Below are 13,373 nucleotides of genomic sequence, written 5' to 3'. Positions count from 1 at the left end.
ATTAAGCTTAGGTTATCTATATAATGGGTGTTTAGCCATTAGTTTATTAACCTTCATACGTAAAGTTTCTAAGAAAGATACATCAGCGTGATTGATTAGTGCCTGATCAATAAAATCCACTATCAATAACATATCGTTTTCTTTCAACCCTCTTGAAGTTATGGCAGCAGTACCCACCCTTATGCCAGATGTAACAAAGGGAGAGCGTTTATCAAATGGCACCATGTTTTTATTCACCGTAATATCGGCTTTGCCCAATGTTTCTTCGGCAAGTTTTCCGGTGATGTTCTTATTGCTCAAATCTATCAACATCAAATGGTTATCGGTGCCGCCAGAAATCAGCTTGTAATCTTTGGCAACCAAGGCTTGGGCCATAGCATCTGCGTTTTTCTTTACCTGAACGATATAATCCATATAATCATCGCTTAAAGCTTCGCCAAATGCAATAGCTTTAGCTGCAATGATATGCTCTAAAGGGCCGCCTTGTGTACCCGGGAAAACTGCCCCGTCTAATAATGCCGACATCATTTTCACTTCTCCTTTCGGAGTTTTGATGCCCCATGGGTTTTCAAAATCTTTTCCCATCATAATTAAACCGCCTCTTGGGCCTCTTAAAGTTTTATGGGTTGTGGTGGTAACAATATGGCAATGCGGAAGTGGGTCTGCTAATAAACCCCTGGCAATTAAACCTGAAGGATGTGAAATATCTGCCAAAACCAATGCACCGATTTTATCTGCCACTTTTCTTATGAAGGCATAATCCCAATCTCTAGAATAAGCCGAAGCACCGCAAATGATCAATTTTGGTTTTTCTTTAAGCGCAACTTCTTCTAATTGCTTATAGTTGATCAAGCCCGTTTCTTCTTCTACTCCGTAAAAAAACGGTTGATATAATTTACCAGAAAAATTTACCGGCGAACCATGCGTAAGGTGCCCACCGTGTGAAAGGTCAAAACCTAAAATTTTATCGCCAGCGTTTAAAACCGCTAATAAAACAGCGGCATTTGCTTGTGCGCCAGAATGAGGCTGTACGTTTGCCCAAGCTGCGTTAAACAATTCTTTTGCCCTGTCTATTGCTATTGTCTCAATTTCATCAACCACCTCACAGCCCCCATAATATCTTTTATTGGGCAGCCCTTCTGCATATTTATTGGTTAAAACAGAACCGGCCGCTTCCATAACTTGCTTACTAACAAAGTTTTCTGATGCAATTAGTTCTATCCCGTTTTCTTGTCTGTTTTTTTCTTTTTCTATAAGGTCAAAAATAACTTTGTCTTTTTTCATTTAATTTATATATTTTTAATATTATTACGTTTATTAGCAGCCTAAACCAAAATTATTACTTTCAAAACCAATGCTTTTGGATGCCCTAAATTATAAATTTTAAGCCATTATTTGAATAAAACCATACATGAATAAAATTAACTTCGTAATTGTTGGGGTGGGCAATATTGGCACAAAGTACGTAACGCTATTGAATGAGTTACCAAATGCAGAATTGGTTGCGATAGTGGATGTTAATTTTGGCCGGCGTAAATCCATAGCTAAATTAATTCCTTTTTTCACATCTTTAGAAGATTTTATCAGCGCTAGAATTCCTGCAGACGTAATTTGTATCTGTACCCCAAATGGGTTGCACCCGTCTCATACTATTTCTTGCTTAAATGCGGGCTACCATGTAATTTGTGAAAAACCAGTTGCGTTAGAGGTAGATGATGTGCTGAAAATGATTGAAGCCGAAAAAGTTTCTGGCAAAAAGGTTTTTGCCGTGATGCAAAACAGATATAGCCCAGTTGCTTTGTGGCTAAAAAAACTAATGGATCAAAAGCTGCTTGGCAATATTTTATTATTACAAATAAATTGTTTTTGGAACAGAAACAGTAAATATTACGAAGACTCTCCTTGGAGGGCTAGCAAAGAACTGGGAGGAGGGCCGCTTTACTCGCAATTTAGCCATTTTATAGATTTAATGATATGGATCTGTGGTAATCCTTATGAAGTAAAAAGTGAGTTTTTTTCGCTCAACCAACAAATACAAACAGAATTTAAAGATAGCGGAATCATCAATTTTAATTTAAACCCTGTTGGGAAAGGTGTTTTCACTTTTACCAATGCGGCTTACCAAACAAATATTGAAAGCAGCTTAACCATTATTGGAACTAAAGGAAACGTTAAGGTGGGTGGCCAATATATGGAAAAACTAGATTTCGTAAATCTTGAGAAAGAATTTGAAGTCCCGGTTTTTGACAAGGTTACCCAAGCCAATAATTATAGTTATTATAAAGGTTCGGCAGATAAGCATGATGTTTTCTTAAAAAATGTTATCGAGTGCCTACTACAAGATAAGGTGCCAGAAATTGGTTTGGTTGATGAGTTAAATGTTATCCACTTTATTGAGCAGGCTGTTCTTTATGCTGAAGCCAAAAGTTATTAAAACCCAACCCAACTTGTATTTTAATTAATTGCTGCTGCAACAGCTCTAGCATGGCCAAAAAATTATAAACAAACTGAACTTTATCTTTTGATATTTTGAGTAAATCTCTAAACTCCAATTTATCATTTATAGCCATTAAAGCTTTAATTTCTGCCTTTTGCTCCTCAATACTGTAAGGATATTTTGTAACGGTATGTTTAACCTCATTGGTTTTTATTTCGTGGTTTTTTATTGCTTTTAAATAGGCCTTCAACAATTTATAAAGATCAAAAGAAGAAAAATCTTCTAAATTTGAAGTTGACTGAGACAGTAAACCATCAATATCTTCATTGATATTACCTCTACGGCTTTTAGATATCCTTTCTTCTTCTAAGATCTTAAAATTTTCTACTGCTTTTTTATACCTTTTATATTCTATTAAACGCTGTATCAGATCTTTTTGTAAATCTACCTCTTCCCCGTATTCGTTTAAATCTGGTCTTGGTAAAAGCATTTTTGCCTTTATACGCATTAAAGTAGCGGCTACGTAAATAAATTCACTGGCTAATTCTATGTTTAAAGAAGCAAGCTGATGCAGGTAATTTAAAAAGTCATCGGTTATTTTTGCGATAGGTATGTTGTAAATATCCAGTTCATCTTTCTCGATAAAAAAAAGCAATAAATCAAAAGGGCCTTCAAAAATGGGAAGTTTGATCGAAAACTCTTTTATTTGCTCCATCATTTAAGATTTATTGATATCATCTAAAGTTAAAGGCACTAATTTTTTTGTTTTTAGCCAAGTTGTGCCTGCAACGATCAAAGTCATGGTGCCGCCGAAAACTACAGCTGGCACAGTGCGCATCAATTTTGCGGTCAAACCAGACTCAAACTGGCCTATCTCATTAGATGACCCAATGAACATGGAATTAACTGCCGAAACCCTGCCACGCATATCATCAGGGGTTAAGATCTGCAAAATTGTTGATCTTATGATTACACTTACGCTATCAAAAGCCCCTTCTAAAAACAAAAAGAAAAGGGTAAGATAAAAATTTGTGGATAAGCCATAACATATAATAGAAATCCCAAAGCCAGTTACCGCAAAAAGCAAGTTTCTCCAAGGTTTTCCCATGGGCGAGAAACGGGTCATGAATAACATGGTTACTACCGCACCCACAGCTGGTGCTGCTCTTAAAAAGCCAAATTCTGTTGCACCAACATGTAATATTTCTGTAGCTATAACCGGTATCAAAGCTACCGCACCGCCAAAAAACACCGAAAATAAATCTAAGCTTAAAGCACCCAAAAGCATTTTTGTTTTAAAAACAAACTTTAAACCTTCAGATAAACTTTGAAAAATATTGGTGGTTTGTACATAGGTTGCCGGCCTACTCTTAAAAAAGAAAGTAGAAATAAAAGATATTGATAAACAAATCAATATAAAGAAGAAAGAATGATTAAGGCCTGCAAAGCCATACAATAAACCGCCTATCGCAGGGCCGCCAATAGATGCGATTTGCCATGCAGAGCTATTCCAGGTAGATGAATTTGGATAATGCTCTCTGGGGATGATCATTGCCATTAATGAAAAAGCAGTTGGGGCATAAAAACCCCTTGCCATACCGTTCACAAAAATCATTAAATAAATAATAGAAATGATCAAAGATTGCCCAAGCTGATTTGTTATGGCAGGTAATGTGATTATAAACAGTATTGTTGATGACAATAGAATTAAGCCTACAACTTTCTGAAGCAATGTTTTTTTGTTCGATTTATCGGCAATGTAGCCCCCATATAATGCAATACCAATAGCTGGGATAGCTTCGGCCAAGCCAATTAAACCTAATGAAAGCGGGTCTCTGGTTAGTTTGTAAATGTACCAGCCAATTATTACACCTTGCACTTGGTAGCCTATGGTTAAGAAAAATCGCATGATTAAATACGATCTAAATTCTTTAAACCTAAGAGATATATAGGGGTCTTTCTTAAAATTAGTAAGATTTGGTTCCAAAAAAATAATTTAATGAGTGATACCGTAATTGTCTATCAAATAAACCAGAGAGGCCATAGATGCTGCCCCCAATTCTAACTCTCTTTTGTTCACGTTTTCAAAAACATCATTTGGCGTATGGTGTATATCAAAATATCTTTGAGAATCTGCTCTAAAACCAATCAATACTGCGTCTTTATAAACAGAAAGAGGTTCAATATCGCTTCCGCTCCCTCCTATGGTTAATAAATCGCCAAGATATGGGGTAAATAAATGCTTCCAATCCTCATTGATTTTTATAATACCTTTTTGCGTTACATCTTGAAAACTAAATCCCCTCGGCGTAAAACCGCCACCATCAGACTCTATGGCCGCAATATGGATTTCCTTATTTTTTTGCGCTAATTCTGTATATTTCTCGCCACCTCTTCCTCCATTTTCTTCGTTCATAAACATTACCGCTCTAATAGCGTGTTTTGGTTTTAGCCCCAAAGATTTATAAATTCTCAATACTTCTACTCCTTGTACCACACCGGTACCATCATCATGGGCACCTTCTGCCAAATCCCAAGAATCTAAATGGCCTCCAACCGTAATAAATTCATTGGGCTTTTCTGTCCCGGTTATCTCTCCTACCACGTTGTAAGATTTCACATCTGGTAAAAGTTGGCAATTTTGTTTAAAGTAAAACTGTATCTCTGGCAATTTTTTTAATCTTAACAAATTGCTGAGTTGGTTTGCCGCTTTTGTAGAAATTGCCGCTGCAGGTATTTTTTTTGATCCTTCAGGAAATATGGTTGTCCCTGTATGGGGATAATCATCTAAAGTGCTAGAAAGCGATCTTACGATAACACCAACTGCACCATATTTTGCTGCCTCTGCCGGGCCTTTAAATCTTTGATCGCCTGCGGCTCCGTATGCTCTACCGGTTTCTATAAATCTTTGATCAAAAGGTCTATTAAAAAACACGATTTTGCCTTTTACCAGGCTTTCGCCGAGTGAAGCTAATTCTTCTAAACTCTTAACCTCTATTATTTTTGCTTTTAAGCCGTTTTTTGGAGTTGCAGGAGACATTCCCAATGCACAAATAGGAACATTGATTTCTGTTTTCCCATTTATAATTTTCCCAACCTCTTTTTCTCCCCTAACCCAATGTGGCACCATACACTCCTGTAAATACACTTTATCAAACCCATAAGACTCCATAAGTTTTTTACCCCAATCTACTGCTTTTTGTGCATTAGCAGAACCACTTAACCGTGGCCCAATATTTTTACAAAGATGCCTCAAGTTTTCATAAGCTTCTCCCCTAACTAAAGCATTATCATAGATATTTCTTAACATTAAAGAATCTTGAGCTTTAACGGTGTTAAAAATTAAAATAACAGCTATCGTAAAAAGAGCTTTTTTAAAGATTTTGATCATATTTATAAAAATTAAGATTGTAAATGTATCGAATTATTAAAACATCAAGATATTTTATTTAACATAATACCGTTATCAGAATTTTGAGATATAGACTTCAATATTTGATGCTCTGGCAGTTCTAGATTAGGGTCTTTATCAAAAATATCTAGCACACTTAGCCTGGCTTCGTTTAAAATTGTTTGGTCTGTGGCTAAATCTGCTAATTTTAAATCCATTACGCCACTTTGTTGTTTACCTTCAATATTCCCTGGCCCACGTAACTGCAAGTCTATCTCTGCAATTTCAAAACCATCGTTACTGCGTACCATGGTATCTAATCTTATCCTCCCGTCTTTGCTCAATTTATCGCCAGACATTAAAATACAATAAGATTGCTCTGCCCCTCTCCCTACTCTCCCACGTAGTTGATGCAATTGAGACAAGCCAAAGCGTTCGGCATTTTCTATAATCATAACCGATGCGTTTGGAACATTTACACCAACTTCTATAACTGTTGTTGCCACCATGATCTGGGTTTCTCCTTTCACAAAACGCTGCATCTCAAATTCTTTTTCTGCCGCCTTTAGTTGCCCATGAACTATGCTTATTTTATACTGCGGAAGCGGAAACTCCTTACTCATGGTATCTACACCATCTAACAGATTCTTTAGATCAAGCTTTGCGCTTTCTTGTATTAAAGGATAAACAATGTAAACCTGCCGCCCTTTAGCTATTTCTTGTTTCATAAAGCCAAACATCCTTAGTCTTTGGCTTTCAAAAAGGTGTTTTGTTTCTATGGGTTTTCTCCCAGCTGGCAATTCATCGATCACAGAAATATCTAGGTCCCCATAAAGCGTCATGGCTAATGTTCTTGGGATAGGGGTAGCTGTCATCACTAAAATATGTGGGGGGATATTGTTTTTCTTCCAAAGTTTTGCCCTTTGTTCTACCCCAAACCTATGTTGTTCATCAATTACGGCAAATCCCAGATTTTTGAATTTAACGGGCTCTTCAATCAAGGCGTGTGTGCCTATCAATATAGAAAGCTTCCCAGAAGCTAAGTTTTCTGCAATTATCTTTCTGTCCTTTTTTTTGGTAGAGCCTGTTAACAAAGATATTGTTACAAAATCATTGGGAAGTAAAGCCTTTAAAGAATGATAGTGTTGTGTGGCCAAAATCTCTGTTGGTGCCATTAAGCAGGCTTGGAAGCCATTATCAATTGCCAAAAGCATGGCCATTAGCGCAACAATGGTTTTCCCCGATCCAACATCACCTTGCACTAATCTATTCATTTGCGCACCTCTTTGGGTATCAAACCTAATCTCTTTAATTACTTTCTTTTGAGCATTTGTCAGCTCAAAGGGCAACAAATTATTATAGAAATAATTAAACTTTTCGCCAACGTTGCTAAATATATTTCCTTTATATTTTTCTGTCCTCAGCATTTTGGCCTTCAACATCCTAAATTGTATAAGAAATAATTCCTCAAATTTTAAGGTGCTTTGGGCTTTCTTTAGGTTGTGGGCATCAAGAGGGAAATGAATGTTTTGAATAGCCTGTTGCTGTTTATAAAGTTTATATTTCTCTATCAAATAAAAAGGTAAACTTTCTTGAATTTGATCTAAACAAACATCTAAAAGATTAGACATTATTTTTTGGATGCCTTTACTATCTAAACTATATTGCTTTAATTTCTCTGTTGATGAATAAACCGGTTGTAACCTAAGGTTACCTTTGCTAATGGCGTTTTTATTATAACTTTCCATTTCTGGATGAGCCATCTGAACTTTGCCATTAAACAAAACTGCCTTACCAAATATGATGTAAACTTGGTTAGCCCGAAGGTTTTTTTGAAGCCAGTTTATGCCTTGGAACCAAATTAATTCTATCTCCCCGGTATCATCAATAGCTTGGGCAATTAAGCGTTTGGTTCTTTTTTCCCCGATAATTTCAAATGATCTTAACCTAACCAAAACCTGGATAAACGGCAGATCTACATCTATTTGATTTATTTTATAAAACTTTGTTTTGTCTATGTACCTAAATGGATAATAGGTTAATAAATCTGAATAGGTATAGATACCGATTTCCTTTTTCAGGATTTCGGCTCTTTGTGGGCCTACCCCTTTTAAATAGGCTATTGGGCTTTTAAGTATTTGCTCAATCAATGCTATTGTACTGGTATATTATTATTGTTATTCGATTTGATTTTACCAAAACCCTTTAGTAAAATTTTATAGTTAAAGAGAATTACGGCTAATACTAAAATTGAGTAAGCCATTATCTGGTACGGCCGAACCGTTTCTTTAAAATAAAAAAATGCCACATTAAAAACAACAATCGGGTTAATATAAATTAATATCCCTACTGTTGATGATGGCAAACTTTCTAAGGCATATAAGCTCAGCAGCAAAGGTAAAATAGTAAATACCGTTGAAATGAGTATAATGTTTAACCAAAAGATGGGTTCTTTTGGGAAAGCTTCTGGGAATAAAAAAAATATGGGTGCAATAATCAGCATAGCGATAACAAGTTGTACAAATAGCATATTTAACTTATTTATCCCTTGCACCTTGCGCTGAATGATTAGAAAAAAGCTATAAAAAAAAGCTATGAGTACAGAACAGAGGGTATCTTTTAAAGAACCGGTTGATAACAATATGATAGAAATTATCGCTATACCAATTGCAACAAACTTTGTAACAGATAAATTCTCTTTTAACAGAAAGTAACCTCCCAATGCCGTTATGAGAGGGCAAACCATGTAGGCGAAAGCAGCAGATTTTATATTTACATTATTGATCACATAGATAAATGAGAACCAATTTAGCGTAATAAAAACTCCTGATAACAAAATTAAAATAGCAGTTTGTTTTAAATCCCCCCGTTTTAAACCGCTAAACGCATTTATATCGTTTAACAAACTTTTTCTCCTGAACAGCAGAATATAAAAGAGACAGATGAAAAAAGAGACCGCTATCCTATAATATAAAATTTGATTTGCATCATAATTTTTAATTTGCCTAAGGGGTATAGACATAAAACCCCAGATAACATTAGCCGATAATGCTGCTAATAAGCCAATGGCCTTTTTACTCATCTAAAACTTAACGGCTATTGCAGATATTTCTACATTTACATTTTTAGGCAATGTTTTAACTGCTAAAGTTTCCCTGGCAGGGAACTCCCCTTCAAAATAATTACCATAAATTTCATTTACTTTAGAAAAATAATCCATATCACTCAAAAATATTGAGGTTTTTACGATGTTTTTAAAAGATAAACCCGCAGCTTCTAAAACCGCTTTTAGGTTTTCTAAAACTTGAAGGGTTTCTTCTTCTAAAGAATCATTTACAACTTGCCCCGTTTTGGGATCAATAGCGATTTGACCAGATATATATAAAGTATCATGCGCCAAAATTGCTTGGTTATATGGCCCAATGGGTGCTGGGGCATTTTCTGTTTTGATCACCTTCTTCATCACTTATTTTTCTAAGATTAAAATATCTATCAATTTCCATATTACACCTAGGATAAATACGGTAATGGCTATGCGGTTTATCCAGTGCATAGCCCGTAAGTTAAAGTTATCTGGGCGGTTTGGGTCTTTTTTTCTAAAAAAATACATTTGATAAAATTATAAATAAAAAAAGGGAGTCTGTTAAGAACTCCCTTTAATATAGATTAAAAATCTAATTATTTTTGTCTGAACTCAACACGACGGTTTAACTCACGACCTTCTTCAGTTGCATTTGAAGCAATAGGACGTGTTTCTCCGTAACCTTTTGTTGCAATTCTTTTCGCATCAACTCCTGAATTAACTAGGTAAGTTTTTACTGCGTTTGCTCTATCAATAGATAATTGCATATTGTAAGCATCGGTTCCTTCTGCAGAAGCATGACCATCTAATTGCAACATCATGTTGTTATCTGCTCTCATTGATGAAGAAACTTTATCTAAAGTTGCATAAGAAGAAGTTCTTAATACAGATGAGTTATATTCAAACTGGATATTGCTTACACCTTCCATTGTTGCTGTTTCCATTGCTGGGCAACCGTTCAATTCTGCTGTTCCTTTTTCTGTAGGGCATTTGTCTTTCCAATCTGGCACACCATCACCATCTGTATCTAACTCACAACCAGCACCATCAACTTTAGCTCCGGCCGGAGTATTTGGGCATTTGTCTAAATAATCAGCAACTCCATCACCATCAGAATCTTTTTTCATATCCTCAACAGCTTGTTCAACGTTAGTTACACGACCTTTCAATGCTTCAACTTCTTGACGTAATGTAGGATCTTTTAATTCATCGTACATCATTGCAATTGGGTTAGACCAAGTTAAATCTGGTTTTGATTTTGAACCTAAAGAGAACTCTAAACCAGCATGTGCAACAGAAAATTTATCTTTTGAAGTACCACCTGCGTAAACACCATCAAAGTTATCGCCATCAATAAATTTAGCATCGTAACCTAAATCTATTGCAACTCTATCGCTTAGTTTAAATTTAACACCTACTCCAACAGGAATGTAAGCCTCTTTTATATAATCGTGATTTTCGCCCGGATCGCCGTAGCTACCTTTACCATCAACAAATGGGTGAGTAGCGTCTGCTACACCGTAAGTAGAGAAAACTACTGGGTTATAAGCTATAATTCCGTAACCAACGGTTGCGTAGAAATTAACTGCATTTTTTCTATTTAAGAAATCAATAGATCCTAAAGTGAAAACACCTGACAAATTAGCATCATATTGAACTTTAGTTTCTGTAGAACTGTAAATACCAGATCCACCAGTTAAGCTGGTTCCAGAATTTTTGTTGTAAGAAATAACATGACCTCTGTAAAGGTTACCTTGGAGGCCAAATACATGACCTAATTGTTTTCTTAAACTAAGTCCGTAATAAGCACCAACAGTATATTCTCCAAATTTAACGTTTCTTCCGAAATCGTTTGTACCACCAGTAATAACAACCGGAACTGTACCACCGCCATTCAAACCTAAAGTCCAAGTACGGTACTGTGATCTACCACCAAATGTTTTGGCAGAGCTTGTAGTTGGCATTGTGTCTTGGGCGTTTGCTGCTATAGCAAAAGCAGTGGCAAGAGACAAAGCAACTGTTTTTTTTAATGTAGAATAATTCATCATTTTTTTTTTAAGGTTAACAATTCTTAATTGCTTAATTATTTGTAAAATTAATTATAAGTTTGACATCAGCAAATATTCAAACTTCATTCCAAACTTTTAATCTCCGCAAAAATAACTTAAATTAATTTATCTTTAAAATATATATTAATTAAAATGAAAGTACAGATTGAGAAAAATGAATTGTTTAAGATAAATAGAAAAAATTTTTCCTCTAGAATTAAGAAAAACGCCGTTGCGATTATCAATTCTAATGACGAATTTCCTAGAAGTGGCGATCAAATTTATAATTTTAAACAAAATCCCGATTTTTTTTACCTTTCTGGGATAGATCAAGAGCAATCAATCTTGATAATTTTCCCAGATTGTCCTAATCCACTATACAGAGAAGTCCTGTTTTTAAGACAGACCAATGAACATATTGCCATTTGGGAGGGGCACAAGTACACCATAGAAGAAGCAAGAGCCATTTCTGGTATAGAAAACATTTATTGGGTTGATGAATTTTGGAATATTTTATCTTCCGTTATCCATTATGCTACTCATATATATATAAACACCAATGAAAATGATAGGTATGCGCCAATAGTGCCGTATAAAGATTTGAGGTTTATTAATGAAATAAAATCAAGATACCCTTTACACCATTATGAGAGGGCAGCTTTGATCTTTAGGGAATTAAGGCCTATAAAATCTGATTTTGAGGTGGCTTACACCCAAAAAGCCTGCGATATTACCAAAGATGCCTTTAAAAGAGTTTTAAAATTTGTTAAGCCGGGGGTAAAAGAATATGAGATTGAAGCAGAGATCATCCATGAATTTATTAAACAGCAATCTACGGGGCATGCCTATTCGCCGATAATTGCAGCTGGTAAAAATGCGTGTGTGCTACATTATAACGATAACAAGGAAGAATGTAAAGATGGGGAAGTAATTCTATTCGATTTTGGAGCAGAATACGCCAATTATAATGCAGATATGAGCCGAAGCATACCTGTTAACGGAAAATTTACCAAAAGACAGAAAGACGTTTATAATGCGGTTCTGCATGTAATGAAAGAGGCAACCAAAATGCTTGTTTCTGGAACAATCTGGAACGACTACCATGAAGAGGTTGGAAAAATAATGACCTCTGAATTGATTAAATTAGGACTTTTAGATAAACATGATGTAGAAAAACAAAACCCAAAAATGCCTGCTTACAAAAAATACTTTATGCATGGCACCTCACATCATCTAGGTTTAGATGTTCATGATTTTGCGAGCAGGTACCAACCTTTTGCCCTTGGTAACATTTTAACTTGCGAACCCGGTATTTATATCTTAAACGAGGGTTTGGGAATTAGGTTAGAAAACAATATCTTGATTACTAAAGATGGCCCTGTTGATCTAATGGCAAATATCCCCATAGAGGCTGATGAGATTGAAGAAATCATGAACTCTTAAATTCGGCTACAAACCTATATAAGTTAAAATCTGGTTTTTCTAATGCTTCAGTGATCTTTTGCTGAAGCTTTTCTTTTTTAATACCTTTCATGCTATCATTTTGGATCAAACGCCAAGCTTTCTCTGCTAATAAAAATGGTTTTTTCAGATTTGCTCCAATTTGGAAATCCTTTATCCCATCTATCAATTGTTGTATTCCCTCATTTTGATGGGCAACGGTAGAAATCACTGAAATTTTTTTAGTTTGGTGATGTACCAATTTTTTTAAATGATTGGCAAACGTTTGCGCTCCTTCCCTATCAGATTTATTAACCACAAAAACATCGGCAATTTCCATTAAACCAGATTTTATGCTTTGGATATCATCACCTGCCTCTGGCACCAAAACTACCACACTTACATCCGCCAAACCGGCAACCTCAACTTCAGATTGCCCAACCCCAACGGTTTCTATAAAGATATAATCAAAATCGGCAGCTTTTAAAACATCTACCATTTCTATGGTTTTTACCGATAAACCACCTAAAGAACCACGAGTTGCAATAGATCTTATAAATACATTGGGGTTATTAAACTGGCTGATCATCCTTATCCTATCGCCCAGAAGAGAACCCATATTAAATGGTGAGGTTGGATCTACGGCCAAAACCGCTATTTTGTTTTCTTTTGCCAAATTGATCAATAAGGCATTTACCAATGTGCTTTTCCCTGCCCCGGGTGGCCCTGTTATCCCAATAACCGGGATGTTTTTGATTTCTAATGCCTTTAGATAATCATCGGCGAAAGCCAAATTATTTTCTACTATGGTAAGCAAACGAGCTAAAGTTTTGTAATTACCTTGCCGCAATTGCGCTAGTATTGGTTTCTTCTTATCTAACATTAATATAACTTTACCCTAATTAATTCAAGTTGCTAGTTAATTGCTTTGCTTAATTGCAAACCAAAAACAAACAGGGTTAATTTTATTAGAAA

12 protein-coding genes are annotated in these 13,373 nt (G+C 35.5%); 2 read left to right on the top strand and 10 right to left on the bottom strand.

The window, feature by feature from the left end:
- Positions 1 to 12 precede the first annotated feature (12 nt).
- Positions 13 to 1,284: a serine hydroxymethyltransferase gene (gene glyA, locus I5M32_RS09390; protein WP_200585979.1), complete on the bottom strand. Its 1,272-nt coding sequence runs from the start codon at positions 1,282 to 1,284 to the stop codon at positions 13 to 15.
- 127 nt (positions 1,285 to 1,411) lie between these two features.
- On the opposite strand from glyA, the gene I5M32_RS09385 reads away from it, so the two are divergent.
- Complete coding sequence (locus I5M32_RS09385; RefSeq protein WP_200585978.1) at positions 1,412 to 2,434, top strand: Gfo/Idh/MocA family protein; 1,023 nt, start codon at positions 1,412 to 1,414, stop codon at positions 2,432 to 2,434.
- Here I5M32_RS09385 and I5M32_RS09380 read toward each other — a convergent pair.
- From I5M32_RS09380 to I5M32_RS09345, 8 genes are all read right to left on the bottom strand, one after another.
- The gene (locus tag I5M32_RS09380) at positions 2,391 to 3,155 is read right to left on the bottom strand and encodes a segregation and condensation protein A (protein ID WP_200585977.1); all 765 of its coding nucleotides are present in this window, start codon (positions 3,153 to 3,155) and stop codon (positions 2,391 to 2,393) included. The two genes, I5M32_RS09385 and I5M32_RS09380, sit on opposite strands and share 44 nt — an antisense overlap.
- The gene (locus I5M32_RS09375) at positions 3,156 to 4,346 is read right to left on the bottom strand and encodes an MFS transporter (protein ID WP_200585976.1); all 1,191 of its coding nucleotides are present in this window, start codon (positions 4,344 to 4,346) and stop codon (positions 3,156 to 3,158) included.
- Positions 4,347 to 4,433: 87 nt separating this feature from the next.
- Positions 4,434 to 5,828 carry a M20/M25/M40 family metallo-hydrolase gene (locus tag I5M32_RS09370; protein WP_200585975.1) on the bottom strand — a complete coding sequence of 465 codons (1,395 nt, stop codon included), beginning with the start codon at positions 5,826 to 5,828 and terminating at the stop codon, positions 4,434 to 4,436.
- A gap of 44 nt (positions 5,829 to 5,872) precedes the next feature.
- The gene (recG, locus tag I5M32_RS09365; protein ID WP_200585974.1) at positions 5,873 to 7,978 is read right to left on the bottom strand and encodes an ATP-dependent DNA helicase RecG; all 2,106 of its coding nucleotides are present in this window, start codon (positions 7,976 to 7,978) and stop codon (positions 5,873 to 5,875) included.
- 2 nt (positions 7,979 to 7,980) lie between these two features.
- Positions 7,981 to 8,910, bottom strand: coding sequence for an EamA family transporter (locus I5M32_RS09360; protein ID WP_200585973.1), 930 nt, complete (start codon positions 8,908 to 8,910; stop codon positions 7,981 to 7,983).
- Positions 8,911 to 9,291 carry a RidA family protein gene (locus I5M32_RS09355; protein WP_200585972.1) on the bottom strand — a complete coding sequence of 127 codons (381 nt, stop codon included), beginning with the start codon at positions 9,289 to 9,291 and terminating at the stop codon, positions 8,911 to 8,913. It lies immediately after the preceding gene.
- A gap of 3 nt (positions 9,292 to 9,294) precedes the next feature.
- Positions 9,295 to 9,438: a DUF6728 family protein gene (locus I5M32_RS09350; protein WP_200585971.1), complete on the bottom strand. Its 144-nt coding sequence runs from the start codon at positions 9,436 to 9,438 to the stop codon at positions 9,295 to 9,297.
- 68 nt (positions 9,439 to 9,506) lie between these two features.
- The gene (locus I5M32_RS09345; RefSeq protein ID WP_200585970.1) at positions 9,507 to 10,955 is read right to left on the bottom strand and encodes an OmpA family protein; all 1,449 of its coding nucleotides are present in this window, start codon (positions 10,953 to 10,955) and stop codon (positions 9,507 to 9,509) included.
- Positions 10,956 to 11,111: 156 nt separating this feature from the next.
- Between I5M32_RS09345 and I5M32_RS09340 the strand changes: the two genes are divergently transcribed.
- Positions 11,112 to 12,401 (top strand): aminopeptidase P family protein, encoded by a 1,290-nt coding sequence (locus I5M32_RS09340; protein ID WP_200585969.1) that lies wholly within the window; start codon positions 11,112 to 11,114, stop codon positions 12,399 to 12,401.
- Here the strand turns inward: I5M32_RS09340 and meaB are convergent.
- A complete protein-coding gene (meaB, locus tag I5M32_RS09335) occupies positions 12,388 to 13,281 on the bottom strand; it encodes a methylmalonyl Co-A mutase-associated GTPase MeaB (RefSeq protein ID WP_200585968.1) in 894 nt (297 codons plus the stop codon). The genes I5M32_RS09340 and meaB overlap by 14 nt on opposite strands.
- Positions 13,282 to 13,373: the final 92 nt, after the last annotated feature.

The organism is Pedobacter segetis (assembly GCF_016623585.1).
Taxonomy (GTDB): domain Bacteria; phylum Bacteroidota; class Bacteroidia; order Sphingobacteriales; family Sphingobacteriaceae; genus Pseudopedobacter; species Pseudopedobacter segetis.
This window is presented reverse-complemented; position numbering and strand designations above follow the sequence as displayed.